Source organism: Stenotrophomonas sp. B2 (genome assembly GCF_014947095.1).
Lineage (GTDB): Bacteria > Pseudomonadota > Gammaproteobacteria > Xanthomonadales > Xanthomonadaceae > Stenotrophomonas > Stenotrophomonas maltophilia_P.
The window spans coordinates 49,702-75,581 of the sequence record NZ_JADCQA010000011.1; the positions used below are offsets into that span (position 1 = coordinate 49,702).

The window sequence follows — 25,880 nt, forward strand, 5'->3', positions numbered from 1 at the left end:
TCAGATCACCTCGAGTTCGGCGCTCAGCGCGCCGGCCTGCTTCAGTGCTTCCAGGATCGCGATGAGGTCGCCCGGCGCGGCGCCGACGGCGTTCACCGCGTGCACGATCTCATCCAGTGTGGTGCCGCCATTGAACTTGAACATGCGGCTGCCATCGTTGGTGGCGGTGATGGTCGACTGCGGGCTGATCACCGTGCTGCCGCCGGCCAGTGCGTTGGGCTGGCTGACGTTGGTGTTCTCCTGGATGGTCACCGTCAACGAACCGTGCGAGATCGCCGCAGGGCCGACGCGGACCTGCTGGCCGATGACCACCGTGCCCGTACGCGAGTTGACCACGACCTTGGCCGGGGCGCTGCCCGGGGTCAGCTCCAGGTTCTCGATGCGGGCAAGCAGGCCGATGCGTGCACCCGGGTCGGTCGGCGCGGCCACCGCCACCGTCACGCCGTCGACGGCACGCGCTGCACCTTCGCCGAAGGCGTTGTTGAGCGCCGCGACCATCCGCGAAACGGTGGTGAAGTCGTTGTTGTGCAGGTTCAGGGTGATTTCGCCGTTGGCACCGAACACATCCGGCAATGCGCGTTCGACCGTGGCACCGTTGGGAATGCGGCCGACGCTGGGCACGTTCACCGACACCCGCGAGCCGTCCTTGCCCTGGGCACCGAAGCCACCCACGATCAGGTTGCCCTGTGCGATGGCGTAGATCTGGCCGTCAGCGCCGCGCAGCGGCGCCATCAGCAGCGAGCCGCCACGCAGCGACACCGCGTTGCCGATCGAGGACACGGTGACGTCGATGGGCTGCCCTGGCTTGGCGAACGGTGGCAGTTCGGCGTGGATCGCCACGGCGGCGACGTTCTTCAGCTGCGGATTGACGTTGGCCGGCACATTCACGCCCAGCTCGCCCAGCAGGTTCTTCAGGCTCTGCACGGTGAAGGGGGCCTGGCTGGTGCGGTCGCCACTGCCATCCAGGCCGACCACCAGGCCGTAGCCGACCAGCGCGTTGCCGCGCACGCCACCGACCTGGGCCAGATCCTTGATGCGCTCGGCACTGGCCGGTGCAGCGACCGCAAGCAGCACCAGGCAGCACAGCGATGACAGGCGGTGCCAGGAAGAGAAGAAGGTAAGCGTCATGGCCATGCTCAGAACGGCGTCAGGCCGGAGTTGAAGAAGCGGCTCAGCCAGCCCATCGCGTTGGATTGCGCGACCGGACCGCGGCCGCCGTAGACGATGCGGGCCTCGGCTACACGGCTGGAGGGAAGGGTGTTGTCCGGACTGATGTCACCCGGGCGCACGACGCCCTGCACCTGCACCAACTCGTCGCCCTGGTTCAGGCGCAGATTCTTCTGTCCCTGCACGACCAGGTTGCCATTGGGCAGGCGCTGGATCACGGTGACCGTGACGCTGCCCTGCAGGCGGTTGCTCTGTGCGCTGTTGCCCTTGCCGGTGAAGTCGCGCGCGCCCTTGGCGCTGGCGCTGAGGATGTCCTTGCCGCCCAGGGTGACCGGCGCACCGAAGATCGAGGGCGTCCCCAGGCTCAGATTCGATTCCTTGTTGGTGGCGGTGTTGGCGCTGGTCTGCGCGGTGGTGTTTTCCAGCAGCGTGATGGTCAGCAGGTCGCCGACATCACGCGCGCGGCGGTCCGAGTACAGCTGCAGGGTTGGCCCTGCCGCATAGATCGCACCGGCCGTCGGCTCCGCCTGGGGCGGCATGATCGGCTGCAGCGGCGCCATCGCGGGGTAGGGGCGCACGTCGCCGGCGATCACGCAGCCGCCGAGCAGGGCGGCCATCGTGCTGGCGAGGACAGTGCGGGCGAGGGTGGAAATGGGCGACATGGCGTTATCCCGGTTGGGCCGGTCAGATCTTGTTGTTGAGGTAGGCCAGCATGGAGTCGGTGGTCGAGATCGCCTTGGCGTTCATCTCGTAGGCGCGCTGGGTTTCGATCATCGACACCAGCTCCTCCACCACGTTCACGTTGCTGCCTTCGAGCGCACCCTGGACCACGTTGCCGAGCCCGTTCAGGCCCGGATTGCCGTTCTGCGCCGGCCCCGAGGCGGTGGTTTCCAGGAACAGGTTCTCGCCGCGCGCCTGCAGGCCTGCGGGATTGACGAAGTCGGTCAGGGTCAGCGCACCGATTTCCACCGATGCGGCGTCGTCGGCCATCTTCACGCTGATGGTGCCGTCGCTGCCGATGGTTACCGACTGCGCGCCTTCGGGAATCTGGATGCCGGGCTGCACCGGGTAACCGCTGTTGGTGACCAGTTCGCTGTCCTGGTTGATCTTGAACGAGCCGTCGCGGGTGTAGGCGGAGCTGCCATCGGGCAGCTGCACCTCGAAGAAGCCCCGGCCATTGACCATCACGTCCAGCGCGCGGCCGGTCTGCTGCTGGCTGCCCTGCTCGAAGTTCTTGGCGGTGGCCACCACGCGCACGCCCGTGCCCAGTTGCAGGCCGGTCGGCAGCTGGGTCTGCGCCGACGATGCGCCGCCCGGCTGGCGGACCTGCTGGTACAACAGATCCTCGAAGCTGGCGCGGTCCTGCTTGAAGCCGGTGGTGTTGGTGTTGGCGAGGTTGTTGGAAACCACCGACATGCGCATCTGCTGCGCATCCAGTCCGGTTTTCGCGATCCACAATGCCTGGTTCATCTTCGGAGTCCTGTCTGGCTGAAACCGGCCGCGTGCTGCGGCCCATGGGGTACGGCGTGCAAGCGGTGTGCCAGTGCCGTTACGCGGCGCCGGCGGAATTCCGTCAGCTGCCCAGTCGCAGCAGGCTGTTGGCGCTGCGTGCGTTGTCATCACCGTGCTTGATTACCTGCACCTGCATTTCGTACTGGCGTTGCAGCTGGATCATCTGCACCAGTGCACCGGCGGCATCGACGTTGCTGCCCTCCAGCTGGCCGCTGTGCACGGTGGGCCCGAGGGCCTGGGCGAACGGCTGCAGCGGATCGGTGTTGCGGAACAGGCCATCAAGACCGCGCTCGAGCCGTTCGTCCGGTGCCTGCACCACCTTGATCCGGCCGATCATGGCCATGGTCTGTGGGCCTTCACCCTGCGGGATGATGGAGATCGTGCCGTCGTTGCCGATCTCCATCGCCTGGTACGGCGGAATGGCGATCGGGTTGTTGTTGTCATCCAGTACCGGGCGCCCACCGGAGGTCACCAGCTGACCGTTCGGTGTCACCGACAGTGCCGCGCCGCGCGTGTACGCTTCGCTGCCGTCGGTGGACTGCACGGCCAGCCAGGTGCCGGTCTGCAGCGCCAGGTCCAGCGGCTTGCCGGTGATGTGCTGCGCACCGGGCCGGCGGTTGAAGCCGGCGTCGACGTGCAGCGCATCGACCCGCGAGGCAAAGCCCCGGCCCTGGATCGGGAAGGCCTCGGTGTTGGCCAGCGCTTCCTTGAAGCCGGGGGTATCGGAGTTGGCGAGGTTGTGGCTGAGCGTTCCCTGCGCCTGCAGGGAGGCGCGGGCACCGGTCATCGCCACGTAGAGGGCTTTATCCATGCGGGGAGTTCCGTGACAGGGTCAGCCGCTCATCAACGGATGTTGATGACGGTCTGGGTGATCTGGTCCTGGGTGGTGATCATCTGTGCGTTGGCCTGGAAGTTGCGCTGCGCGGTGATCATGTTGACCAGCTGCTCGGTCAGGTCGACAGTGGACGCCTCCAGCGAGCCGGCCTGGATCTTGCCGAGGTTGGAGGTATCGGGCATTCCGGTACGGGCCGTACCCGAATCGAACGTCTCCGCCCACACGTTGTTGCCCTTCTGCTCCAGGCCCTGCGGGTTGTTGAAGGTGGTCAGCGCAACCTGGCCGAGCGGCTTGTCGTCGCCATTGGAGTAGCGTGCGTAGACCACGCCGGTGTCCGACACCGTGATTTCGTTGAGCTTGCCCGCGGCGTAACCGTCCTGCTGGGTGTTGCGCAGGGCGAACTTCTCGCCGTACTGGGTCGAGCCGCTCACGTCCAGGGTCATGTTCAACTCGCCCGCGCCGGTGGTCGGGGTGAACGTGCCGAGGCTGATCCTGCCGTTGGCCGGCGCGGTCAGCTTGCCGCTGTTGTCGAAGGTGACCGGCGTCGGGGTACCTGCGGGTTCGCCGTCGACGAAGTTGTGCACGGTCCACTGGTTGACGCCGGCTTCCTTGACGAAGTACGACACCTGGATGTGGCTCACGCCCAGCGAGTCATACACGGTAATGCCGCCGCTGGAGTGGTTGTAGCTGTTGGAATTGGTGGCATCGAACGGCTGCACCGTCGGTTCCTTGGCGTTGGCCGGCAGGGTGAAACCAACCTTTACATCGCTGGTCTGCCGGGGCGGGCTGTCGGTGGTCAGCAGCTGCAGGTCGATCATGCGACCGGCGTCGAAGTTGGTGCCGTCGGCGTTGGGCGCGAACACCTGCAGGCGCGCGCCCTGCGGGTTGGTCACGTAGCCTGCGGCATCGGTCTGGAAGTTGCCGGCACGCGAGTACACCCGCTGGCCGTTCATGTTCATGGTGAAGAAGCCCTCACCGGAAATCGCCATGTCCAGGCTGCGGCCGGTCTGCTCGTTGTTGCCCTGGATGAACTGCTGGGCCACGTTGGAGACGCGCACGCCCGAGCCGACCGCGTTCTTCGACAGGCCGTAGCTGGTGGCGGCGAACAGGTCGGCGAACTCGGCGCGCGACTGCTTGAAGCCGGTGGTGTTGACGTTGGCGACGTTGTTGGCGGTGACGCTCAGGTCGGAGTTGGCGGCATTGATGCCGGACAGCGAGACATTGAAGCCCATGGGATGCTCCTGGTAGATGCGGGTAGGCGGCTCAGCTGACGCGGAGCACGTAGTCGATCGGGGCCGTGCCCAGGCCCTTGAGGTTCAGGTACAGGCCATCGGAACCGACGGTCACGCTTTCCACCGGTGCCTGCACATAGGTGGACAGCTTGGTGCTCTTGCCAGCGGTATCGACATGGTTGGCGACCACGCTGTACTTGCCCGGCTCCATGCGGTTGCCGCCGGCATCCTTGCCATCCCACTGGAATGCGGTTTCGCCCGCGGCCTTGGCCTCGACGCTGATCGAGGTGACCTTGGCGCCGTTGGCATCGGTGATGTCCACGGTGATGATGCCGGCGCCGGGCGCGGCCACCGTGCCCTCGACGCTGCCTTCGTTCTCCAGCACCAGCTTCTCGGACGGCACCAGCACCTGGTGCCCCACCAGCGCGGCGCCACGCAGCACCTGGTCGCTGGCCATCGACTGCTGGAAGCCCTGCACCGTGGTGTTCAGATCGGTGATGCCCTGCACGGTCGACATCTGCGCCATCTGCGCGACCATCTGCGTGTTGTCCATGGGCTTGAGCGGGTCCTGGTGCTGCAGCTGCTCGGTCATCAGGCGCAGGAAGTCGGCCTGGTCCAGAGTGTTCTTCTTCTTGGTGGCGTTGCTGTTGGGAGCATTCAGGCCCAGTGCGGAGTAGACGTCCTGGCTGGTCTGGTTGTTGACGGCAGTGGTCATGGCGGTATCCGGTACTGCGGGCCTCAGCGGCCCATGGTCAGGGTGGCCAGGGCCAGTTCCTTGGCGGTGGTCAACATCTCCACGCCGGCCTGGTAGTTGCGCGAGGTCGAGATCAGATTGACCATCTGCGCGACTGGATCGACGTCGGGCTGGTAGATGTAACCGTCGGCGTCGGCGAGTGGGTGGCCGGGCTCGTAGCGCTTGATCGGCGCCGCCTCGCTGCGGGTGATTTCCTTCACCTGCACCGAGGTGATGTTCGGGTCGTCCTTGCTCGTGACCGCCTGGAAGATCGGCTCCAGCGGCTTGTAGACGGCCTCGGCCGAGCCGGCAACGGTGTCGGCGTTGGACAGGTTGGAGGCGATGGTGCTCATGCGCACCGACTGCGCCTGCAGCGCGGAGCCGGCGATGTCGAAGATCGGCAGGTTGCTCATGGCTTATTGCCCCGTGATCGCGGTCAGCATGGAACGGACCTTGCTCTCGACGAAGCTGAGCGATGCGCGGTACTCCAGCGCGGCGCGACCGTAGGCGGCGCGCTCTGCATCCGGATCGACGGTATTGCCGTCAAGGCTGGGCTGGACACCCTCGCGCGCGATCTGGAACGGATTCAGACCGTTGTTGATCGCATAGTGCTGCTCGTGGGTGGTGGCCATCAGGCCGTTGCCATCCTGTCCCTGTGCGCTGCGCAGGGCGGCGTCGAAGTCCAGGTCCTGGGCCTTGTAGCCGGGGGTATCGGCATTGCCGAGATTGCTGGCGATCAGCTTCATCCGCTGTTCGCGCAACGGCATGGCCTGGGCATGTACGCCCAGGTAGTCGGTAATCAGGTTGCGCACGATGCACTCCCACGGGAACGTTGCCCGGGACGCTGCAAGCGGTGTGCCAAAAGGTCGTGGGCGGGGCGCCGCTACGCTCGCCGGGCACGGCCCGGCGCTACCCAAGGGGCGGCCAACATCCGGTAGCGCCGGGCCATGCCCGGCGGGGAACCCGGCGGCCTCAGGCCGCCATCGCCACCTTGCGCAGGCGGTCCAGCACGAAATCGGCCAGCTCGTGCGGGGAGTACTTGGCGACGAAGGCATTGGCGCCCACGCGCTCGACCATCGCGTTGTTGAATACGCCCGACAGCGAGGTGTGCAGCAGCACGTACAGCCCCGCCAGCCCCGGATGGCGCCGGATTTCCGTCGTCAGCGTGTAGCCGTCCATCGCCGGCATCTCGATATCGGAGATGACCATGGCGTAGCGGTCGGCGGGATTCTCGCCCGAGGCGTGGATCTGCAGCAGGTGGTCCAGCGCCTGCCGGCCATCGGAGAGCAGGGTGGCGCCGACCCCCAGCTGGTCCAGCACGCTGCGGATCTGCTGGCGTGCCACCCGCGAGTCGTCCACCACCAGCACCTGCAGCTGCGGGCCGTCGGCGGGCATGGCCATCTGTGGATCGAGCACGGCCTCGCCCCGGATCTGCGCGATGTCGGCCAGCACGCTTTCCACGTCGATCACCTGGATCAGCTCGCCCTGGAAGCGGGTGACCGCCGTCAGATAGCTCGATTCAGCGCCGAGTTCCGGTGGCGGATGGATGTCCTCCACCGCGATGTTGACGATGCGCTCCACGCCGCTGACCAGGAAGCCCTGGATCGAGCGGTTGAATTCAGTGACGACCAGGTAGCCGGGCGAGGTATCGGCATCCGGCTCGCGCTCGGGATGGCCGATCGCCAGGCCCAGGTCCAGGACCGGCACCGAGCGTCCGCGCACATCGGCCACGCCGGCGAACTGCCCGGGCAGGCCGGGCACCTGGAACAGCTCCGGGCGCCGCAGCACTTCCTGCACCTTGAATACATTGACGCCAAAAAGCTGACGTCCGCCGAGGCGGAACAGCAGCAGCGCCAGTCGGTTGTGGCCGGCCAGGCGGGTCCGCTGGTCGATCCGGTTGAGCAGGTCATGGGACATGGCTGCTGTATCGGCGTGCAGCGGCGGGAACTTGAGGGTCCGATCCAGCGGCGCCGAGTGTTGCGCCGCGCATCGCACTGGCACGCCGCTTGCACGCGTCCGGGCCAGGTCCCATCGACAGGAGGCGCCATGCGCCCGATCTCCTCCATCCTGGCAGTCGCACTGGCCGTTGCCTCGCCCTGGGCAGTGGCCGCCGACTGGCAGCCGGTGGCCAGCATCCGTGCGGCGGCGTTGTCGAGCCTGCCCGCCGGCAGCGAAGGCGAGGCCCAGGTGGCTGACGCGCTGCGTCTTCCCCGGTGCGGGGGAGCGCTGCAGGTGCAGCCGACAGCGAACACCACGGTCGAGGTCAGCTGCCCCGATGCGGGCGGCTGGCGCCTGTTCGTACCGGTGAAGGTGCGGCGCAACCAGACGGTGCTGGTGCTTGCACGCGGCATCGCTGCTGGAGAAACGCTGACGGCTGCCGATATCAGTACCGCCCAGCGCGATGCTGCACGCATTGCCGGGGCCGTGCTGGCCGATCCCAATGCAGCGATCGGCCGCATCGCCCGGCGTCCGCTGCAGGCTGGAACGCTGCTGTCGAGCAACGACCTGGTCACCCAGCGTCTCATCAAGCGCGGAGACAATGTGGCGCTGGTGTCACGGCGCGGCTCGGTCGAGGTGCGCATCGCGGGCCGGGCGATGGGCGATGCCGGCGAGAACGAACGCATCTCGGTGGAGAACCTGTCCTCGCGGCGCATCGTGCAGGGCACGGTGGATGCCCGTGGTGACGTAATCGTGGCGCGTTGAATTCCCGCAAGATTTCCCTAAAGATCACGGCCCTGCGGCCGTTATCCCTTGTGAACGGCAACTCCAGGACACCCCATGAGCCAGAAAATCGACGGCAACCTGCAGGTCCCCCAGGCACTGCGCAGCGTGACGAACCCGGCCAGCAAGCCCGGCGTCAGCAGCGACTCGCCGGCGCGTCCGGTGGAGGCGGCCGACAGCCTGCGCCTGACCGGCGAGGCCACCAATCTGCAGGCCATCGAACGCGAACTGACCACGGCGCCGGCGATCGACGCCCAGCGCGTGGCCGCCGTGCGCGAATCGCTGCAGAACGGCACCTATACGATCAATCCGGACGCGATCGCTTCGCGCATGCTTGAGCTGGACCAGCAGCTGCACGGATGACCGCGGCGATGAGCGAGCCGTTGCAGCGCCTGGCGCTGGCCCTGGACGTCGAACGCCAGGCCCTGGTCGAGCATGACGTGCACGCATTGATCCGCGCCACCGGCGCCAAGCTGGAGGCGCTGCGTGCGCTGGAAGGCGCACCGCCGGTGGGCGAGGGCGAACAGCTGCAGGAGCTGGCCGAGCGCAATCGCGCCAACGGCGTGCTGCTGTCGCGCAGGCGCCGCGAAGTGAACTGGGCGCTGCGCCAGCTGGGCCGCAGCGAAGAGGCCTCGGCCTACGATGCCAAGGGGCAGGCCCACGCAGTCACCGCTGGCCGTCCTCTGGCGGTGGCCTGACGCAATTTCGCGCGGACCTCCCGGCTCGCAGGCTGTCGCCTGCGGCACGACCGCGTATATTGGGCGCCTGTTCGAATGCCCCTGAGCCGCCGTGTCCGCTGCCAACGTCCTGGTTACCGCCCCCCTTCCACCACAGCCGGTGCTGCAGGCGTTGCTTGAACGCCTGCGCGAGGGCCTGCTGCTGTTCACCGAAGACGGTCAGGTCGCCTTGGCCAATCCGGCCGCGCAGAACCTGCTGGCCAGCGACGAAGGCCTTCTGCCGGCGCCACAGCGCCTGCGTCAGCTGCTGCCGCCGGACGCGCTGGAGCACGCCCGCCAGAACGGTCACTGGAACGGCAGCCTGCCGCTGGGCGAGGGCGTGGTGATCGCGCATCTGTACCATCACGGTCCGCCCGGGCAGGGCCACTACCTGGCACTGTTCCGCCACATCGAGGGCCAGGAAGACTACGAGCGCGAGCTGCAGCAGCGCCATGCCGAACTGCGCCAGGCCTACCTTCGATTGAACGGCACGCAGGAAAAGCTGCTGCAGTCGGAGAAGATGGCGTCCATCGGCCAGCTTGCCGCCGGCGTCGCGCACGAGATCAACAACCCGATCGGCTACGTGCACTCCAATCTCGGCAGCCTGCAGGAGTACCTGCGCAGCCTGTTCACCGTGATCGAGGCCTACGAGCGCGCCCTGCGTGCGCCCGACCCGAAGGCGCTCATCCCGGAGATCGACGACATCCGTGACCGGCTGGACATCGACTTCATCAGCCGCGATCTGCCACAGCTGATGGCCGAGTCACGCGAAGGCATCGAGCGGGTGACACGCATCGTGCGCGACCTCAAGGACTTCTCGTACTCCGGCCGCGATGAGTCGTGGAAGCTGGTCGACCTGCACGCCGGCCTCGAGTCCACCATCAACATCATCTGGAACGAGCTCAAGTACAAGGTCACCCTGGTGCGTGAGTTCGGCCAGCTGCCGCTGGTCGAGTGCCTGCCGTCCGAACTCAACCAGGTCTACATGAACCTGCTGCTCAACGCCGGCCATGCCATCGCCGAGCGTGGCACCATCACCGTGCGTACCGGCGTGGAGGGCGACCATGTCTGGGTCGAGTTCGAGGACACCGGTGGCGGCATCTCGCCCGAACTGCGCCAGCGCATCTTCGACCCGTTCTTCACCACGAAGCCGGTGGGCAGCGGGACCGGCCTGGGCCTGTCGATCTCCTACAGCATCATCAACAAGCACCACGGTCGCATCGATCTGGACAGCACCCCCGGCGTCGGCTCGCGCTTCCGCGTGGTGCTGCCGGTGAAGCAGCCGCGCTGAGCCGCCGCACGGCACAGGTGCACGGTAGCGCCGGGCCATGCCCGGCGGCCTCCATCATCGCAACGGCGGGCGATCCTCGCCACCGTCACCTGCGTCCATCGCCACCGGGCCGGCGTTGCTGCGGCGCTGTTCCTCGTAGGTACGGAAGGCCTGGTGGATGTGCTTGCGCAGCTCGTCGTCGTTCCATGGCTTGGTCAGGAAGCGGTAGATCGCGCCGCGGTTGATCGCGTCGGTCACCGTGTTCAGATCGGTGTAGCCGGACAGCACGAGACGGATGGTGTCGGGGTACAGCATTTTCACCCGGCCCAGGAACTCGGTGCCGCTCATGTCGCTCATGCGCTGGTCGGACAGGATCACCTGCACATCGTTGATCGCCAGCAGATCGAAGGCGTCGCGCACGTTGCCGGCGGCAAGGATGCGGTAGCCGTCGCGGCGGAACAGCCGCACCAGCGAGCGCAGCACGTTCTCTTCATCGTCCAGCAGCAGCAGGGTGCGGTCCGGGCGGGTCTCGGCGAATGCTTCCGGGCGCAGGTAGCGCCGGCGCAGGGTCATGCCCGCGGCATCGGCCGACATCGGTTCGCCGAACAGATAGCCCTGGAACACATCGCAGTCGTTGCGGCGCAGGAAGCCCAGCTGTGCCTGCGATTCCACGCCGTTGGCGATCACCGTCATGCCCAGCTGGTGGCCCATGGCGATGATCGCACGGGCGATGGCGGCCTCGCGGTTGCCGGCGGGTGCGCTTTTGATGAAGCTGCGGTCGATCTTCAGCTTGTCCACCGGATAGCGCACCAGCGCGCTCAGGCTGGAGTCGCCGGTGCCGAAGTTGTCCAGGCTCAGGCTGATGCCTTCGTTGCGCAGGTTGGCCAGGGTCTCGTGCACGAAATTGACGTTGTTGGTCAGCGCGCTTTCGTTGATCTCCAGCGTCAGCATCTGCGCCGGCACGCCCGCTGCCTGCAGCAGCGACATCACTTCGGCGAAGAAATTCGGTCGCAGCAGCTGCAGGGTGGAGACATTCACCGCAATGGTGAAGTCGTCGAATCCCTGGTCGCGCCACAGCCGGGCCTGCTTGAGCGCACCCTCCAGCACCCAGGTGCCGATCTGCACGATGATGCCGAGCCGCTCGGCCGTTCGCATGAAACGCTCCGGTACCAGCATCCCCAGCGTCGGCGACTGCCAGCGCAGCAGGGCTTCCATGCCCACCACATGGCCATCGCGTGCGCTGACCAGGGGCTGGTAGCGCAGCTTCAGCTCGGCATTGGGGATGGCATCGACGATCTGGCGCGCGATGATGCTCTCGCTGTGCGCGCTGGGTGGTGTGTCCACGGCATGGATGCGCACCGCGTTGCCACCCTCGCGGGCGGCCTGGTACAGCGCATCTTCGGCATGATCGAGCAGGCGCGAGGTGCTGCTGGCATGCTCCGGGCACAGGCTGACGCCCAGCTTGCCGGTCATGAACAGGGTGTAGGGCAGCACCGACAGCGGCAGTTCCATCTGCTGGCGGATCTCTTCGGCGAAGTCCTCCGGCAGCGGCAGGTCGGCGTCGCGCGGCACGGCGATCAGGAACTCGTCGCTGCCATGGCGCCACAGCTTGCCGCGCCCGCGCAGGTAGGACTGCAGGCGTTGCGCCACCAGTACCAGCGCCTGGTCACCCACTTCCGCGCTCATGTTCTCGTTGACCGACGCGAAGTGGTCGATGTCCACATGCATCAGCATCAGCGGCGTGCCACCCGAAGCGGCTTCGGCCACCATCGCCTGCAGCTCGGGATTGCCGGCGCCAAGGCGGTCAGGGGCATCGTCGATGCTGACCAGCGGCAGATTGGGATTCCACATAGGCTCAGTAATCCGGTGTTTCGACGGCAGCCGCGCAGGCTGCCTGGTAGGGAAGATGGACATCGACCAGGGTGCCGGCGCCGTGCGCCGACTCGATCCGCACGTGGCCGCCCACGCTCTGCGCACGTTCGCGCATGACGATCAGGCCCAGGCCGCGCGGGCCGTCAGGGTCGAAACCCTCGCCGTCGTCGCGGATCTGCAGGTGCAGCCCGCGCTGGCCGACATCGCGCAGCTGCAGCTGCACCTGGCTGGCGCGGGCGTGGCGCAGTACGTTGGTCAGGCTTTCCTGGGCGATGCGGAAGCAGGCCTGCTCGATGCTGTTGTCGGGCCGATGCGGCAGGGGCTCGATTTCGGCCAGCAGTTCCACCGGTGAGGAGCGGAACAGTACCCGTGCCTGCCAGCTCAGTGCCGCCTCCAGGCCCAGCGCATCCAGCTGTGGAGGCCGCAGCAGGGTGGAGATGTCACGCAGCTTGGCCACCGTGGTGTCGGCCAGGCTGACGATCTGTGCCAGATCCTCGCTGCGGCGCTTCGGATCGTCTTCGTCCTGCGCGGCATAGGCGGAGAGCTTGATGGCGGTGATGGCCTGCCCGATGTCATCGTGCAGGTCGCGCGAGATCGCGCGGCGCTCGTCCTCCTGCAGCGAGAACAACCGGCCGGCCATCGCCTGCAGTTCGCGGTTGCTGGTCTCCAGCGCACTGCGGGTGCGCTCGGAGTCGCTCAGGTCACGCACGATCAGCAGCTTGCAGTCGCGACCGCCATACCGCACTTCGCCCACAGCCAGGCCGGCGTGGAAGCTGCGGCCATCGGCACGCTGCATCGCCACCACGCTGCTGTGGCCGGGGCCGTGCTGGGGCTGGCCGGCCCGGAGCTGCACGCGTACCCGCGCCAGATCGCTGTCGGCGACCAGAGCCGCCAGCGGCTCGCCGAGCAGGGCATGGCCGCCATAGCCGAACAGACTCGCGGCCCAGGCGTTGGCGTACAGCACGTGCTCCTCGAAGAGGATGACCACGCCGTCCGGCAGCACACGCACCAGTTCGCGGAACTGTTCCTCACGTTCGCGCAGCAGCCGCCGCGACTGCTCGCGCTCGGTCACGTCCTGCAGCGTGCCGAGCACGCGGTCGCGGCCGGCCTCGTCAACGCCGCTGGCCGCGCGCAGGTGCACCATCAACGCGCGGCCATCCATCGACAGCAGCGGCAGCAGCACGTCCACCTGCACCGGTTCGCCGGAACACAGTTCGGCCAGCAGCTGGTCCGCCTGCGCGGCAGTGGCCGGATCGGCCGCCACCAGCAGTTCGTCGAAGCGATGCCAGCGGCGCGCTTCCGGCGGGCGCCGGCCGAGCAGGCGATAGACCTGGCTGGAGTACCGGCCCAGCCCGCTGGAGGGGTCCAGTTCCCAGGCGCCGATCTTCGCCAGCTCATGCGCTTCCTCCACCCGTGCCAGTGCCTGGTCCCGGCGCAGCTGTGCAAGGTCCTCGGCGGTGCGATCGATGGCAATCAGCAGGCGTGCGTTGTGGCCGTCGTAACCGATTGCGTTCGAGCGCAGCTCCATCTGCCGCAGGCTGCCATCGCGCAGCTGCAGCTGCGCCCGCAGGATGCACAGCTGCTCGGGCGCCTCCCGGATGGCTTCGAGCTTGGTCTGCAGCGCCTGGTCCTGGCCGGGCGGCCAGAGCACGTCGATGGTGCGCTCAAGCAGTTCCTCGCGCTCCCAGCCGAAGGCGCTGCAGGCCGCAGGATTGGCATCGAGAATGGCCAGGCTGTCCAGATCGTAGACCAGGATCGGCCCGGGATTGCCCTCGAACATCTGCCGCAGGCGCAGCTCGGAGGCCTGCAGGCGGGCATGGGTGAGCAGCACGTGCTCGGCCAGCGGCCGCAGCAGCAGGTACAGCAGCCCGGCGCTGGCCAGGGCGAAGAACGACCCTTTCAGGCTCTGCCACAGCGAGGCCTGGTACGGATCGGGTACCAGCAGCTGCACGGCGCTGTCGGTGGCGATCATCCAGGCCAGGGCCATCGCCAGGTAACTCAGCACGATCCGCCGACGATCGCGGCCCAGGGATTGGGCCATCCGCGGGTCGGGAACAGGGGCGGTGCCGGTCGGTTCTGCGGGCATGGACAGGGCAGCAGGTAGGGGCGCCGGCCATCTTACCGCGCAGGTGCCCCGTAGCCACTCAATTATCCGCCGCAGGCGCCGTTAACCACTGCGTGCCCCGCTGTCGGGCGTTTCATCCGGAGCAAGATCGCGTGGACCAAGGGATCATCGCCAGCCTGCTGCAGCATCCGCTCGCGTCGGCGCTGGTCATCGTCGACCGCACTGGCCGTCCGCTGGCGGCCAATCCGGCGGCGCGCGAGCATGGCCTGCCGGCGACGGTCGCGGCCTACGCGCCCATGCTGGAGGACCTGCGTCTGCTGGCGGCCGACGGTGGCATTGTTGCGTGCAGCCTGCCGGGAGGGCCGCGCGGGCATTACGACGGCCACCTGCGCGCCGTGCATGACGGCGCCGGCAATCTGCTGGCCTTCACCCTGAGCGTGCCGGAACCGGTGCCGCTGGCGGGTGGCGGACGCTGGGAACTGGCGCTGGACAGCGCTGGCCACAGCCTGTGGGACTGGGATATTCCCAGCGATCGCGTCACCCGCACCCCTGGCCTGGGTGAAGAGACCGCCAGCGGAATGCTGGCGCGCGTGCACGGCGAGGACATCGTCCACGTGCGCGCCGCGCTGGATCAGCACCTGCGTGGAACCAGCGAGCAGTACAGCGCACAGTTCCGCTTCCGCCAACCCGACGGGCAGTGGCGCTGGGTGCTTGATCGTGGCCGCGTGGTCGCGCGCACTGCCGACGGCCAGCCGCTGCGGATGGTCGGCACCCACACCGACATCGAACAGCAGAAGCAGCTGGAGGCGTTGCTGCACGAACAGCAGGTGCACCTGAGCGAGGCGCAGCGCATCGCCAGCATGGGCAGCTGGTCGTTCGATCCGGGCACGGGCTCCTTCTGGTGGTCGCCCGAACTGCGTTCGCTGCTGGCACTTGAGCCCGGCAACGTGCCAGGCCAGCGACGCTGGCTCAAGCAGCTGCATCCGCGTTCACGCGGAGCGCTGCGGGCAGCCTGGCGCCGCTTGTGGCGCGATGGCCGCTCCGCCAGCCTCGAGCTGGAGCTGGCCCGCGGCAGCGGCGAACCATCGCTGCATCTGCGGCTGTGGATGCAGCCGCTGCTGGACGGCGAGGGCCAGCCCAAGCGCCTGCTGGGCCAGGTGCAGAACATCACCGAACAGCACCAGACCGATGCGCTGATCCGCTGGCGTACCGAGCTGCTCAACCGCGTTTCGGCCCTGGGCCGCATCGGCGGGTGCGAGATCGAGGTGCAGACCCGGCACATGCAATGGACCGAAGAGTGCTATCGCATCCACGGACTGCGCAAGGAGCCGATCACCCTGGACCAGGCGTTGGCGCTGTACACCGAGGACTCGCGCAGTGCGTTCGAGGCGGCGCTGGGCCGGATTGCCGGTGGCGGACTGCCCGAGCAGCTGGATCTCTGCTTCTATCGTCAATCCGGCCTGCGCGTATGGGTGCAGGTGCTGATCGAGCTGGATCGGCGCGATGGCCTGCCGCCACGCTTCGTGGTGCTGTTCCGTGACATCACGCGAGAGCGCGAGGCCAACGAGCGCATCGAGCTGCTGGCCCATTACGACCTGCTGACCGGCCTGCCGAACCGGGTGCTGCTGGGCGAGCAGACGGCTGAAGCAATCGAGGAAGCGCGTGATCGCGGCACCTCGCTGGCGATGCTGTTCATCGACCTGGATGGCTTCAAGACCATCAACGACAGCTTCGGCCATGCCACCGGTGATGCGCTGCTGAAGGCGGCGGCCACCCGGCTGCACCAGAACCTGCGCAACAACGATCTGTTCGGCCGCTTCAGCGGTGACGAATTCATCGTGGTGCTGCGCGACCTGGCCGAACCGGAAGACGCTGGCCACGTGGCGCGCAAGCTGATCGGCTCGCTGGCCGAGCCGCTGCGCCGGGGCGATACCACGCTGAAGGTGGGGGCCAGCGTGGGCATCGCCATGCTGGGCGATACCCAGACCGATTTCGATTCACTGCTGCGCGCCGCCGATGCCGCGATGTATGCGGCCAAGGAAGCCGGTCGCAACACCTACCAGTACTACAGCCAGGACGCACTGGCCCGCATCCAGCGCCGGCTTGAGCTGGAGCATGCACTCCATGGCGCAATCGAGCGCGAGGAGTTCAGCCTGGCCTATCAGCCGCTGCTGCACGCCCACCTTGGCGAGCCGCCGGCCATCGAAGCACTGCTGCGCTGGCATCGACCCGGCATCGGCTACTGCAGTCCGGCCGAGTTCATTCCCATCGCAGAGAAGTGCGGTGAAATCGTGCGCATCGGCGACTGGGTACTGAACGAAGCCTGCCGCCAGGCCACTGCCTGGGACAGAGCCGGTCTGCACTTCGACCGCATCGCGGTGAACGTCTCGGCCGTGCAGCTGCGTGATCGCGGCTTCGCCGAGCGGGTGATCGAGATCTGCCACGCCCATGGCTGGCCGCCACAGCGCCTGGAACTTGAGCTGACCGAGTCGGCGCTGATCCGTGACACCGACATCCTGCGCCATTGCTTCGACGTGCTGGAACGGCACGGTGTGCCGCTGGCGGTGGACGATTTCGGAACGGGATTCTCCAACCTCAACTACCTCAACCGGTTCCCGGTGGGCCGCCTGAAGATCGACCGCAGCTTCGTGCAGGGCATGCTGCACGACTCGGGTACGGCCGAGGTGACCCAGGCCATCGTGCACCTGGGCCACGCGCTGGGCATGAAGGTCGTGGCCGAAGGCGTGGAAACGCACCAGGAAGAAGACATGCTGCGCCGCCAGGGCTGCGACGAGATCCAGGGCTACCTGTACTCGCGGCCGCTGAGCCCGCGCGACCTGGCGCAGTGGCTGCGCCAGCAGCATCAGTCACCGTCGCGCACGGATGCCGACAACGAAGCGCTGCTGGTGCGTTGACGATTTGTGACCGCGTACCTGCGGTCTCCAGGCCTGTCCGGTTGCGATGAACCTGCGGCGCATATGAGCCGAGCATGGGCTCGGCGGCGCTTTCTGGTCGGAGCGATGGATATCCCTGCGCCTCAGCCGAGCATGGGCCTGTTTCACCGTAGAGCCGAGCCGACGCTCGGCTCTTTCGTGTTCGGGCCGCGATAGACCCGGCAGACGCCCCGGCGCTACTTCAGGGCATCTCCATCCAACCCCAGGTCCCAGGCCATGCCCAGCAGTTCGCCGGCGGTACCGGGCGAGGGCGAGCGCGCATCGGCGAGCTGCTGCAGCTCGCGGATCTCCTCATGCGCGACCTTTTCCAGCTGCTGCAGCTGTTCTCGCACGCTGGCGTTGCGCGGGCGTTCGATGTCGGTGAGGGAGGAGGGCGGGGCGCTGATCAGGGCCATGGGGCGCGTACAGGATGCATTCGGCGGTGGATCACAGGCAAAGGCCCCGGTCGAGCCGGGGCCTTGCAGACTGCCGGAGAGGGCAGCGGACACGCGTCTCAGAACAGTTCGACGGTACCGGCGCCCATGTTCTGCTGGGCGACCGGCTTGTGCGGCGGGCGCTCCCATTCGTTGCGAAGTTCGCGCAGACGGTTGCCGGTGCGCTGCAGCGCGCTGGCGATCTCTTCGTCGAAGACGCCGCCATTGCGGTGCAGGAGTTCCTGCAGGGCCACCGCTTCGCGGTTGATCGCGGTCAGGCGGTCGAGGTGGGTATGTACGCCACCCAGCGCCTGTGTGGCGATATCTTCGAACTGCAGCGCGCGCACGGCCTCGGCGACGCTGCCGTCGATGGCACGCGCACACTCGGACACCTCGCGCATGCCTTCGCCCAGAGAAGCATTGATCTGCGCCACGTTGTCCAGCATGGCCGCTGCTTCCTGGCGTGCTTCGCGGGAGCGGTCCATGTCGCGCGAAGCCATGTGCGAGACCGTCTCGCGGACCTTGGCGATGGCGTCCTTGGAGCTGTGGGCCAGCTTTCGGATCTGTTCGTTGAAGGTGGTCGAGCGCTCGGACAGGTTGCGCACTTCGTCGGCGACCACCGCGAAGCCGCGGCCGGCCTCGCCGGCACGGGCCGCTTCGATGGCGGCATTCAGTGCCAGCAGGTTGGTCTGGTCGGCAATCGACTTGACGTCTTCCAGCAGCGCGAAGATGCCGTCCAGGTGCTGCGCCATCTGGTCGATGTGCTGCACGGTGGTAGAGCTCTGGCCGCTGACCTGTTCCAGCGCTTCCACCAGCTGTTCCATGCGATGACTGGCATGCTGGGCGAACCGCGCAACGTCGAGGCCCGCACTGCCTTCATCGCCGGCACGGTCGACGATGCGCGACAGCGCCTGGCTCTGCTGGCGCGACTTGCGGTTCATTGCATCGAAGCTGCCGCCCAGGCTCGATACCGCCTGGCGGATCAGGTCGCGGGCGCGTTCCACTTCGCCGCGCGAACCGTCGATTTCGTTGCCGACGAAGCTGCGCAGTTCGGTCAGCAGCTGGTCCTGCTCACGCAGGACGCGGGCCTGTTCCGGTGAGCGGTGCGCCTGGGCGCGGGCGGTCCACCACGCAAAGCCCAGCCAGCTCAGCGTCATCGTGGTCAGGATCGCCCAGCGCAGGGCGGCCGGCCATTCGAAGCCGATGGCGAAGGGGAGCAGCAGGGTCAGGGCCAGGGGGGCGGCCAGACGGATGAAAATGCGTGAGTACATGGACGTTCTCGGGAGGTGCACGGAGGATGTATCGGCCGTGTGCCCCTTCTCTTTAACGTCGATGCGCTTTCTGAATGCGCCGGATTTCCGGCGCCGGACGCTCGCCGGGCATGGCCCGGCGGTACCCCTGCAGCGCTGCGCGACGGTCAGGCCATGCGGTAGCGCCGGGCCATGCCCGGCGGATGCAACGGTCAGGCCAGCAGGCGGTCCACGGCCTCGACCATCGCCTTGCGACCAAACAGGAAGTCCCAGTAGCTGCCGCCCACCTGCCGCCACAGCACCGCGGCGCGGACGGCGGCCAGCAGCAGGGCACGGATCTCGGAGACCACACCGGCCTGGCCCAGGTAATGCGGGTTGCCCTGCACCATCACCCGCGGCTTGAGATGGCTGATGGTGTCCGCATAGACGCCGCCGAGGCTGGCCAGCACATCCGGGTGACCGCTGTCGCCCAGTTCGGCGGCCTTGCGCTGCGCCTGCTCGATGCCCGCGGCAACCTTGTTGACGGTTGCGCCGTCCTGCACGAAGCGGCGCTCCAGCTGCAGCACCGACAATGCCAGCTTGGGCAGGATCGGATCCTGGCCCTGGTTGCGGAAGTAGTTGTGCAGCAGGCGCAGGCCCGACTTCAGCGCGTGGCGGTCGCCGAACACCTCCTGCGGAGAGGACGCGTCGACGCGGAACACGCTGTCCACCGCGGTACGTACAGCGGCGGCGTCGGAATGGCCGGTATCGGCGATGCGGCGCACCTGCTGCAGGGCCTGGGCAATGCCGGCCAGGGCCAGGACGCGGTCGTCGACAGTGAAACTCATGCAGCGATTACCTCAAAAGGACAAGGGGTGGTGCGCAGGCGCTGTTCCAGCGGCGCATCGGTGGCGGCGATCACCGCACCGCCCAGGCAGATCTCGCCGTCATACAGCACCAGCGACTGGCCGGGCGTGACGGCCCGCTGCGGGCGGGCAAAGGTGACCAGCACGCTGCCATCGTCCAGCACATCGACCGTACACGGCTCGTCGGGCTGTCGGTAGCGGGTCTGGGCAGTGCATTCGAAACGCCGGGCCGGTGGTGCGCCGGCGATCCAGTGCGCGGTTTCCGAACGCAGGCGTTCGGAGAGCATCCACGGGCTGTCGCGGTCCTGATCGACATACAGCACGTTGCTGGCCACGTCCTTGCCGACCACGTACCACGGCGCGGCCGGGCGGCCACGCACGCCGCCGATGTTCAGGCCCTCGCGCTGGCCGAGCGTGAAATAGAACACGCCCGGATGCTCGGCAATCACGCTGCCGTCGGCCGGGTCGAGGATCTGTCCCGGCCGGGCCGGCAGGTAGCGGCCCAGGAACTCGCGGAAGTCGCGCTCGCCGATGAAGCAGATGCCGGTGGAGTCCTTCTTGGCATGGGTCGGCAGGCTGACGTCACGGGCGATCCGGCGCAGGTCGCTCTTTTCCAGGTCGCCGATCGGGAACAGGGTGGCGGCCAGCTGCTCCTGCCCCAGCTGGTGCAGGAAATAGCTCTGGTCCTTGGAGCGGTCGGCGCCGCGCAGCAGCAGCCACTGGTGGCCGCGCTGGGTCACCCGCGCGTAATGGCCGGTGGCGATGCGCTCGGCGCCCAGTTCACGCGCCGCGTCCAGGAAGTGCTTGAACTTCACCTCGCGGTTGCACAGCACGTCCGGATTGGGGGTGCGGCCGGCGGCGTACTCGGCCAGGAAATGCTCGAACACGCCTTGCCAGTACTCGCTGGAGAAGTCGCGGAAATGGAAGGGAATGCCCAGCAGGCCGCAGACCGCCACCGCATCGCGGCGATCATCCTCGGCGCGGCAGTCGCCGCTGCCGTCGTCGGCCCAGTTCTGCATGAACAGGCCGGCCACGGCCTCGCCCTGCTGCACCAGCCGCCAGGCGGCGACCGACGAATCGACGCCACCGGAAACGCCCACCATCACGCGCGGGGTGCTCATGCGACCTCCCGGACCAGCGAAAGCGGGTGGCGCTGGCCACCCAGATAGTCCGCCACGACCTGCCATACCAGCGGGCTGCGCTGGCGTTGCCCGGCGGCCTGCAGCTCGGCCGGGGTCATCCACAGCGCGCGGTCGATGCCGGTGTCGAGCGGCTGCGCCGGATCATGCGAGACCGGGCGCGCCGCGTAGCAGAAGCGAAGGAACGTCGTACCGTCGCCCGCCGTCCACTGGTAACAGCCGATGAAGTCGGTCAGCTGAACCGTCCAGCCGGTCTCCTCGCGGGTCTCGCGCAGCGCCGCCTCGGCCAGGCTCTCGCCGGGCTCGAGGTGCCCGGCAGGCTGGTTGAGCACGGCGCGGCCATCGATGGTCTCCTCGACCAGCAGCACGCGGCCGCCGTCGACCACGATGGTGGCGACGGTGGCGTGCGGTGCCCAGCGCGGGTCCGGCGTGGCGTTCACCTCAGAGATCGTCCTTCTTGGTCAGTTCCAGTTCCATCGCGTCGGCGGTGCGGATCGCGGCATCGATGGCGTCGCTGAGCTGGTCGGCGGTGGCATCGGCGTCGATCTTCACCACGAACATCGCGGTCGCCTCCTGTTTCACCCAGCCGCCCATCTTGGCGTCCTGCGAGTCCTCCAGCAGGCGGTTGGCGACCGCGACCGGGAACTGCTTGGTCTTGGACGTGTACCCTGGCGACCAGATCTCACGGATGTTGTGGCTGCCGAAGTCTTCCACCGCCGAGCGCACGTACACCATCTGGGTGCGGTCGCCCTCGACGTCGAACACCAGGCGGTAGTCGCCATCCTCGTCGACCTCGTAGTTGTAGCCCAGCTTGTCCAGCTGGCGACCGACGGCAGCGTCGGCATCGGCTGCGCTCGCCGGACCGGCACAGGCCAGGGCGATCAACAGGGCAGGCAGAAGGGTCCTTTTCATGAAAATCCTGTGAAACCGGGGTGGGAAGGACAATTGTGACGGCGGCCGTCCGTGCCGTCCATTCCGGGAGGGCCGACGCGGGCGCGCGGCAACCTCTATAATGACCGGATGCCCCGCGAGTCTTCCCCCGATTCCCACCACGAGCACGGCATCGCCGTGGAGCCCGCGCGCCCGGAAGTGGCGCCGCCGCCGTTCTACCAGGTCATGCTGCTCAACGACGACTACACCCCGATGGATTTCGTGGTGGACGTGCTGCAGCAGTTCTTCAACATGGACCTGGACAAGGCGACGCAGGTGATGCTGCATGTCCATACCCGCGGTCGCGGCGTCTGTGGCGTGTTCACCCGCGAAGTGGCCGAGACCAAGGTCGGCCAGGTCAACGAGTATTCACGGATGAACCAGCATCCGCTGCTGTGCACGATGGAAAAGGCCTGACCGGCCTCTTGTAGAGCCGAGCCCATGCTCGGCTACAGCGGGATCACCCCTCCGCCAGCGCCTCCAGCGCCATCGCCGCGACCGTCTCGTCGATATCGGCCGGGTCGCCATCATTGCGGAACCATACGGCCGACAGCCCGGCGCTGGCAGCGATCCAGCGCAGCAGGCGCGTGCGATCCAGGTCCGCCAGGGCGCTGACCTCGGTCACCCGGGCCGCAAAGCGCTCCGGCCGGGTCGCGACGTGGATGCCGGGACCGCACAGGTCGGGATTGCTGAACAGCGTGGTGTAGTCGAACGCGCGATCACCGATCAGCCGTTTCGGGTCGATCGCCAGCCAGCCGCGCGTGCCGAAGTCGAGCACGTTGTCGTGGTGCAGGTCACCGTGCAGCGGCCGGACCTCCTGTTCGTCCTCCAGCAGCGCGACCGCCAGCGATCTGCACTGTTCCAGCAGTGGCGGCAGCGAGCCCCTTGGCTGCAGCAGGTCGGCGAACCATGTAGGCAGGCAGACCAGCTCCGCTGGCGGTGCGCTCCGTGGCCGGTGCAGCCGCTGCAGGACCTGGCACAGGATCGTGGTACAGGTGCTGTCATCGCCGCCGATCGAGCGCTCCCGCAGCGATTGGCCGCCGGCGCGCTCGATCAGGATGGCCGGCCCCTCGTGCGCCAGCAGGCGCGCGGCACCGTCGCCGTCCCACCAGCGCAGCAGGCGATGGCTGTTCTGTTCTTCGGTTTCACTGCTGATCTTCAGCATTGCCGGCTGGTCGTCGGCGGTCAGTACCGGCCAGAGCCGGGCGTGCGGGGTACGGATGGCGGGACCATCACGTCGCAATCGCCAGCGGCTCAGGTAGGGTTCGCTCATGGGTGGGCTGTCCGGGAGTGAATGAAGATCAAGCAATCCGCACTGCTAACGCCATCTGAACGCAGCAATCCGCTAGGGTGATGGAAATCGCGTAGTCAGGCCGCATATTGTCCCCATCTGCCGCCGGAGTAATCCATGTTCAGCAAAGACCTCGAACACACCATCGGCCAGTGCTACAAGCGCGCCCGTGAGGCCCGGCATGAGTTCATGACGGTCGAACACCTGCTGCTGGCACTGCTCGACAACCCGTCCGCCCAGGCCGTACTGAAGGCCTGTGGTGCCGATGCCGACCGCCTGCGCCAGGAGCTGGAGCAGGCCATCGAGGCCTCCGTGTCCCGCCTGGCGGAAGACGATGGCCGCGACACCCAGCCGACGCTGGGCTTCCAGCGCGTGCTGCAGCGGGCCGTGTACCACGTGCAGTCCTCGGGCAAGAAGGAGGTCACCGGCGCCAATGTGCTGGTCGCCATCTTCGGCGAGAAGGACTCCCATGCCGTCTACTACCTCAACCAGCAGGACGTGACCCGCCTGGACGTGGTCAATTACCTGTCCCATGGCATTGCCAAGCTGGGCGAGGAGGGCGAACAGCCTTCCTCCGAAGGCGAGAGCCGGGCCGAGGGCGGGGAGGGCGAGCCGAAGGGGGATGCCCTGACCGAGTTCGCCAGCAACCTCAACGAGCAGGCCCGGGCCGGACGCATCGACCCGCTGGTCGGGCGTGCCGACGAGATCGAGCGGACCATCCAGGTCCTGTGCCGCCGTCGCAAGAACAACCCGCTCTACGTGGGCGAGGCCGGCGTCGGCAAGACCGCGATCGCCGAAGGCCTGGCCCGGCGCATCGTCGAGGGCTCGGTGCCGGAGGTGCTGGCCGATGCCGTCATCTATTCGCTCGACCTGGGCGCACTGGTGGCCGGCACCAAGTACCGTGGCGACTTCGAGAAGCGCCTGAAGAGCGTGCTGACGGCCCTGAAGAAGGTGCCCAATGCCGTGCTGTTCATCGACGAGATCCACACCATCATCGGTGCCGGTTCGGCGTCGGGCGGCACCATGGATGCGTCCAACCTGATCAAGCCGGCACTGGCGTCGGGCGAGCTGCGCTGCATCGGCTCGACCACGTTCCAGGAGTACCGCGGCATCTTCGAGAAGGATCGTGCCCTGGCGCGCCGCTTCCAGAAGATCGACATCGTCGAGCCGACCGTGGGTGAGACCTACGAGATCCTGCAGGGCCTGAAAGGCAAGTACGAAGCCCATCACGGCGTGACGTACTCCGACGAGGCGCTGCAGGCCGCGGTGGACCTGTCGGTCAAGCATATCGGTGACCGCCTGCTGCCGGACAAGGCCATCGACGTGATCGACGAGGCAGGTGCGCGCCAGCGGCTGTTGCCGGAGGACCAGCGCAAGGAACTGATCGACGTGGAGGAAGTGGAGGCCATCATTGCCAAGATGGCGCGCATCCCGACCAAGCAGGTCAGCGCCACCGACAAGGATGTGCTGCAGCACCTGGAGCGCAACCTGAAGATGGTGATCTTCGGCCAGGACCCGGCCATCGAGACCCTGTCGTCGGCGATCAAGCTGGCGCGCTCGGGCCTGGGCAATCCGGAGAAGCCGATCGGCAACTTCCTGTTTGCCGGCCCGACCGGTGTCGGCAAGACCGAGGTGACCAAGCAGCTGGCCCTGCAGCTGGGCATCGAGCTGGTCCGCTTCGACATGTCCGAGTACATGGAGCCGCATTCGATCAGCCGCCTGATCGGTGCGCCCCCGGGATACGTCGGCTTCGACCAGGGCGGCCTGCTGACCGAGAAGATCGTCAAGACGCCGCATTGCGTGCTGCTGCTGGACGAAATCGAGAAGGCGCACCCGGACATCTTCAACATCCTGCTGCAGGTCATGGACCGGGGCGTGCTGACCGACACCAACGGACGTGAAGCGAACTTCAAGAACGTGGTGCTGGTGATGACCACCAATGCCGGCGCGGCCCAGGCCTCGCGGCGTTCGATCGGCTTCACCAAGCAGGACCACGCCACCGACGCGATGGAGACCATCCGCCGCAGCTTCACCCCGGAATTCCGCAACCGCCTCGATGCGGTGGTGCAGTTCCAGGCGCTGGGCTTCGAGCACATCCTGCGTGTGGTGGACAAGTTCCTGATCGAGCTGGAGATGCTGCTGCAGGAGAAGCACGTCAGCCTGTCGGCCACGCCGACCGCGCGCGACTGGCTGGCCCACCATGGCTTCGACCCGCTGATGGGTGCCCGTCCGATGGCGCGCGTGATCCAGGACAAGATCAAGCGTCCGCTGGCCGACGAGCTGTTGTTCGGCAAGCTGGTCAACGGCGGCAAGGTCAGCATCGATGTCCGCGACGACGAACTGGTGGTCGAGACCCAGGCCGAGCCGGAGCGGCTGCTGCCGGCCACGGTGGAGTGAGCTGACGCCACGGGCTGTGGCGTGAAGGACTGGAAAGGGCAAGGGCGGCTTCGGCCGCCCTTGTGCTGTCAGGTGTCAGCGGCTGCGACGGCGCGCTTCACGCGTGAACCGCTCGGCATCGATCGGCTCGATGCGCGCCACCTCGCAGGAGCCGCGACCGGTGTCCAGCTTGCTTCGGCCCTCGCTGCACAGCGTGTCAGCCTCCTTGCCGTCGGTCGTGAAGCCGAGGCGGGTGGCCAGCACGGCGGAAGGGCAGCTGTTGCGGAAGTGCACGACATAGTGCGCTTCGCCGGAGCGGAGCAGGATGTTCCTGTCGGCGCCGGCGCGAACGATCTGCTGTTCGCCGGACAGCGGCACGCACTGCGCCGCCGGGGTGTCGGCCGCATGGGCGGACGGGGCCAGCAGGGCGATGGCGGACAAGGCCAAGGGGGCGAGCAGGGAAGTGAGGTTCATGGCGGGGCAGGGGTGGCGATCCGGAGTGGATCGGATCCCAGAATGCTGCCGCTGTCGCAACTGCGAATCTGCCGCAAGCAGGGCT

26 protein-coding genes are annotated in these 25,880 nt (G+C 67.4%); 7 read left to right on the top strand and 19 right to left on the bottom strand.

All coding sequences use genetic code 11. The features are described from left to right. The 9 genes from IMX13_RS13820 to IMX13_RS13860 form a co-directional block, all read right to left on the bottom strand. Positions 1 to 1,134, bottom strand: coding sequence for a flagellar basal body P-ring protein FlgI (locus tag IMX13_RS13820; RefSeq protein ID WP_193396551.1), 1,134 nt, complete (start codon positions 1,132 to 1,134; stop codon positions 1 to 3). A 2-nt stretch (positions 1,135 to 1,136) separates the two neighbouring features. Beyond that, positions 1,137 to 1,829, bottom strand: coding sequence for a flagellar basal body L-ring protein FlgH (gene flgH, locus IMX13_RS13825; protein WP_065182178.1), 693 nt, complete (start codon positions 1,827 to 1,829; stop codon positions 1,137 to 1,139). Positions 1,830 to 1,851: 22 nt separating this feature from the next. Beyond that, positions 1,852 to 2,637 carry a flagellar basal-body rod protein FlgG gene (flgG, locus tag IMX13_RS13830; protein WP_053517910.1) on the bottom strand — a complete coding sequence of 262 codons (786 nt, stop codon included), beginning with the start codon at positions 2,635 to 2,637 and terminating at the stop codon, positions 1,852 to 1,854. 103 nt (positions 2,638 to 2,740) lie between these two features. Further along, positions 2,741 to 3,490: a flagellar basal body rod protein FlgF gene (locus tag IMX13_RS13835; RefSeq protein WP_065175709.1), complete on the bottom strand. Its 750-nt coding sequence runs from the start codon at positions 3,488 to 3,490 to the stop codon at positions 2,741 to 2,743. Between the two features lie 32 nt (positions 3,491 to 3,522). Next, positions 3,523 to 4,746: a flagellar hook protein FlgE gene (gene flgE, locus IMX13_RS13840; protein WP_053517912.1), complete on the bottom strand. Its 1,224-nt coding sequence runs from the start codon at positions 4,744 to 4,746 to the stop codon at positions 3,523 to 3,525. Between the two features lie 31 nt (positions 4,747 to 4,777). Next, entirely contained in the window at positions 4,778 to 5,461 is a 684-nt protein-coding gene (locus IMX13_RS13845) for a flagellar hook capping FlgD N-terminal domain-containing protein (protein ID WP_193396552.1), read from the bottom strand. A 23-nt stretch (positions 5,462 to 5,484) separates the two neighbouring features. Then, entirely contained in the window at positions 5,485 to 5,892 is a 408-nt protein-coding gene (gene flgC / locus IMX13_RS13850) for a flagellar basal body rod protein FlgC (protein ID WP_053517916.1), read from the bottom strand. A gap of 3 nt (positions 5,893 to 5,895) precedes the next feature. Beyond that, entirely contained in the window at positions 5,896 to 6,291 is a 396-nt protein-coding gene (gene flgB / locus IMX13_RS13855) for a flagellar basal body rod protein FlgB (protein WP_053517917.1), read from the bottom strand. A gap of 160 nt (positions 6,292 to 6,451) precedes the next feature. Next, a complete protein-coding gene (locus IMX13_RS13860) occupies positions 6,452 to 7,396 on the bottom strand; it encodes a chemotaxis protein (protein WP_053517918.1) in 945 nt (314 codons plus the stop codon). Between the two features lie 129 nt (positions 7,397 to 7,525). Here IMX13_RS13860 and flgA point away from each other — a divergent pair, with 129 nt between their 5' ends. The 4 genes from flgA (at position 7,526) to IMX13_RS13880 (ending at position 10,207) form a co-directional block, all read left to right on the top strand. Further along, positions 7,526 to 8,182, top strand: coding sequence for a flagellar basal body P-ring formation chaperone FlgA (flgA, locus tag IMX13_RS13865; protein ID WP_111187003.1), 657 nt, complete (start codon positions 7,526 to 7,528; stop codon positions 8,180 to 8,182). A 75-nt stretch (positions 8,183 to 8,257) separates the two neighbouring features. Next, the gene (flgM, locus tag IMX13_RS13870; RefSeq protein WP_053517921.1) at positions 8,258 to 8,563 is read left to right on the top strand and encodes a flagellar biosynthesis anti-sigma factor FlgM; all 306 of its coding nucleotides are present in this window, start codon (positions 8,258 to 8,260) and stop codon (positions 8,561 to 8,563) included. After that, complete coding sequence (locus tag IMX13_RS13875) at positions 8,560 to 8,898, top strand: flagella protein (RefSeq protein WP_053517922.1); 339 nt, start codon at positions 8,560 to 8,562, stop codon at positions 8,896 to 8,898. The genes flgM and IMX13_RS13875 overlap by 4 nt, the downstream gene beginning before the upstream one ends. Positions 8,899 to 8,989: 91 nt before the next feature. Further along, on the top strand, positions 8,990 to 10,207 hold the full coding sequence (locus tag IMX13_RS13880) for an ATP-binding protein (RefSeq protein WP_065175707.1): 1,218 nt from the start codon (positions 8,990 to 8,992) through the stop codon (positions 10,205 to 10,207). 54 nt (positions 10,208 to 10,261) lie between these two features. Here the strand turns inward: IMX13_RS13880 and IMX13_RS13885 are convergent, their stop codons facing one another. Together IMX13_RS13885 and IMX13_RS13890 are read right to left on the bottom strand one after the other, a co-directional pair. Next, positions 10,262 to 12,037, bottom strand: a complete 1,776-nt coding sequence (locus IMX13_RS13885; protein WP_053517925.1) for an EAL domain-containing protein — start codon at positions 12,035 to 12,037, stop codon at positions 10,262 to 10,264. Between the two features lie 4 nt (positions 12,038 to 12,041). Continuing rightward, positions 12,042 to 14,144, bottom strand: a complete 2,103-nt coding sequence (locus IMX13_RS13890; RefSeq protein WP_111187002.1) for a PAS domain S-box protein — start codon at positions 14,142 to 14,144, stop codon at positions 12,042 to 12,044. Between the two features lie 131 nt (positions 14,145 to 14,275). Here IMX13_RS13890 and IMX13_RS13895 point away from each other — a divergent pair, with 131 nt between their 5' ends. Beyond that, positions 14,276 to 17,038 (top strand): GGDEF domain-containing phosphodiesterase, encoded by a 2,763-nt coding sequence (locus tag IMX13_RS13895; RefSeq protein ID WP_193396553.1) that lies wholly within the window; start codon positions 14,276 to 14,278, stop codon positions 17,036 to 17,038. Between the two features lie 215 nt (positions 17,039 to 17,253). On the opposite strand, the gene IMX13_RS13900 is transcribed toward IMX13_RS13895, so the two are convergent. The 6 genes from IMX13_RS13900 to IMX13_RS13925 all read right to left on the bottom strand — a co-directional run bounded on the left by IMX13_RS13900 (position 17,254) and on the right by IMX13_RS13925 (position 21,636). Beyond that, positions 17,254 to 17,472 carry a hypothetical protein gene (locus tag IMX13_RS13900; RefSeq protein WP_193396554.1) on the bottom strand — a complete coding sequence of 73 codons (219 nt, stop codon included), beginning with the start codon at positions 17,470 to 17,472 and terminating at the stop codon, positions 17,254 to 17,256. Between the two features lie 98 nt (positions 17,473 to 17,570). Continuing rightward, entirely contained in the window at positions 17,571 to 18,761 is a 1,191-nt protein-coding gene (locus tag IMX13_RS13905) for a methyl-accepting chemotaxis protein (RefSeq protein WP_053517932.1), read from the bottom strand. A 191-nt stretch (positions 18,762 to 18,952) separates the two neighbouring features. Beyond that, positions 18,953 to 19,567 (bottom strand): high frequency lysogenization protein HflD, encoded by a 615-nt coding sequence (hflD, locus tag IMX13_RS13910; protein WP_053517934.1) that lies wholly within the window; start codon positions 19,565 to 19,567, stop codon positions 18,953 to 18,955. Beyond that, a complete protein-coding gene (gene mnmA, locus IMX13_RS13915; RefSeq protein WP_193396555.1) occupies positions 19,564 to 20,706 on the bottom strand; it encodes a tRNA 2-thiouridine(34) synthase MnmA in 1,143 nt (380 codons plus the stop codon). The genes hflD and mnmA overlap by 4 nt, the downstream gene beginning before the upstream one ends. Next, the gene (locus IMX13_RS13920) at positions 20,703 to 21,164 is read right to left on the bottom strand and encodes an NUDIX hydrolase (RefSeq protein ID WP_065182192.1); all 462 of its coding nucleotides are present in this window, start codon (positions 21,162 to 21,164) and stop codon (positions 20,703 to 20,705) included. The genes mnmA and IMX13_RS13920 overlap by 4 nt, the downstream gene beginning before the upstream one ends. Position 21,165: 1 nt before the next feature. Further along, complete coding sequence (locus IMX13_RS13925) at positions 21,166 to 21,636, bottom strand: hypothetical protein (RefSeq protein WP_111186999.1); 471 nt, start codon at positions 21,634 to 21,636, stop codon at positions 21,166 to 21,168. A 108-nt stretch (positions 21,637 to 21,744) separates the two neighbouring features. On the opposite strand from IMX13_RS13925, the gene clpS reads away from it, so the two are divergent. Continuing rightward, positions 21,745 to 22,071: an ATP-dependent Clp protease adapter ClpS gene (gene clpS / locus IMX13_RS13930; protein ID WP_053517940.1), complete on the top strand. Its 327-nt coding sequence runs from the start codon at positions 21,745 to 21,747 to the stop codon at positions 22,069 to 22,071. Between the two features lie 43 nt (positions 22,072 to 22,114). On the opposite strand, the gene IMX13_RS13935 is transcribed toward clpS, so the two are convergent. Then, positions 22,115 to 22,927, bottom strand: coding sequence for an APH(6) family putative aminoglycoside O-phosphotransferase (locus IMX13_RS13935; protein ID WP_193396556.1), 813 nt, complete (start codon positions 22,925 to 22,927; stop codon positions 22,115 to 22,117). 135 nt (positions 22,928 to 23,062) lie between these two features. Here IMX13_RS13935 and clpA point away from each other — a divergent pair, with 135 nt between their 5' ends. Then, a complete protein-coding gene (gene clpA / locus IMX13_RS13940; protein WP_065182194.1) occupies positions 23,063 to 25,342 on the top strand; it encodes an ATP-dependent Clp protease ATP-binding subunit ClpA in 2,280 nt (759 codons plus the stop codon). A gap of 75 nt (positions 25,343 to 25,417) precedes the next feature. Here the strand turns inward: clpA and IMX13_RS13945 are convergent, their stop codons facing one another. Beyond that, on the bottom strand, positions 25,418 to 25,795 hold the full coding sequence (locus IMX13_RS13945; RefSeq protein ID WP_065182195.1) for a hypothetical protein: 378 nt from the start codon (positions 25,793 to 25,795) through the stop codon (positions 25,418 to 25,420). Between the last annotated feature and the right edge of the window lie 85 nt (positions 25,796 to 25,880).

Bases quoted from the DNA above. Each gene is read 5' to 3' on its own strand.
- hflD (WP_053517934.1), bottom strand. From the start codon at position 19,567: ATGAGTTTCACTGTCGACGACCGCGTCCTGGCCCTGGCCGGCATTGCC.
- IMX13_RS13820 (WP_193396551.1), bottom strand. From the start codon at position 1,134: ATGGCCATGACGCTTACCTTCTTCTCTTCCTGGCACCGCCTGTCATCG.
- IMX13_RS13890 (WP_111187002.1), bottom strand. From the start codon at position 14,144: ATGCCCGCAGAACCGACCGGCACCGCCCCTGTTCCCGACCCGCGGATG.
- IMX13_RS13935 (WP_193396556.1), bottom strand. From the start codon at position 22,927: ATGAGCGAACCCTACCTGAGCCGCTGGCGATTGCGACGTGATGGTCCC.
- IMX13_RS13900 (WP_193396554.1), bottom strand. From the start codon at position 17,472: ATGGCCCTGATCAGCGCCCCGCCCTCCTCCCTCACCGACATCGAACGC.
- mnmA (WP_193396555.1), bottom strand. From the start codon at position 20,706: ATGAGCACCCCGCGCGTGATGGTGGGCGTTTCCGGTGGCGTCGATTCG.
- IMX13_RS13835 (WP_065175709.1), bottom strand. From the start codon at position 3,490: ATGGATAAAGCCCTCTACGTGGCGATGACCGGTGCCCGCGCCTCCCTG.
- IMX13_RS13885 (WP_053517925.1), bottom strand. From the start codon at position 12,037: ATGTGGAATCCCAATCTGCCGCTGGTCAGCATCGACGATGCCCCTGAC.
- IMX13_RS13860 (WP_053517918.1), bottom strand. From the start codon at position 7,396: ATGTCCCATGACCTGCTCAACCGGATCGACCAGCGGACCCGCCTGGCC.
- IMX13_RS13925 (WP_111186999.1), bottom strand. From the start codon at position 21,636: ATGAAAAGGACCCTTCTGCCTGCCCTGTTGATCGCCCTGGCCTGTGCC.
- flgG (WP_053517910.1), bottom strand. From the start codon at position 2,637: ATGAACCAGGCATTGTGGATCGCGAAAACCGGACTGGATGCGCAGCAG.
- flgC (WP_053517916.1), bottom strand. From the start codon at position 5,892: ATGAGCAACCTGCCGATCTTCGACATCGCCGGCTCCGCGCTGCAGGCG.
- flgA (WP_111187003.1), top strand. From the start codon at position 7,526: ATGCGCCCGATCTCCTCCATCCTGGCAGTCGCACTGGCCGTTGCCTCG.
- IMX13_RS13945 (WP_065182195.1), bottom strand. From the start codon at position 25,795: ATGAACCTCACTTCCCTGCTCGCCCCCTTGGCCTTGTCCGCCATCGCC.
- IMX13_RS13875 (WP_053517922.1), top strand. From the start codon at position 8,560: ATGACCGCGGCGATGAGCGAGCCGTTGCAGCGCCTGGCGCTGGCCCTG.
- flgH (WP_065182178.1), bottom strand. From the start codon at position 1,829: ATGTCGCCCATTTCCACCCTCGCCCGCACTGTCCTCGCCAGCACGATG.
- flgE (WP_053517912.1), bottom strand. From the start codon at position 4,746: ATGGGCTTCAATGTCTCGCTGTCCGGCATCAATGCCGCCAACTCCGAC.
- clpS (WP_053517940.1), top strand. From the start codon at position 21,745: ATGCCCCGCGAGTCTTCCCCCGATTCCCACCACGAGCACGGCATCGCC.
- flgM (WP_053517921.1), top strand. From the start codon at position 8,258: ATGAGCCAGAAAATCGACGGCAACCTGCAGGTCCCCCAGGCACTGCGC.
- IMX13_RS13905 (WP_053517932.1), bottom strand. From the start codon at position 18,761: ATGTACTCACGCATTTTCATCCGTCTGGCCGCCCCCCTGGCCCTGACC.
- clpA (WP_065182194.1), top strand. From the start codon at position 23,063: ATGTTCAGCAAAGACCTCGAACACACCATCGGCCAGTGCTACAAGCGC.
- IMX13_RS13845 (WP_193396552.1), bottom strand. From the start codon at position 5,461: ATGACCACTGCCGTCAACAACCAGACCAGCCAGGACGTCTACTCCGCA.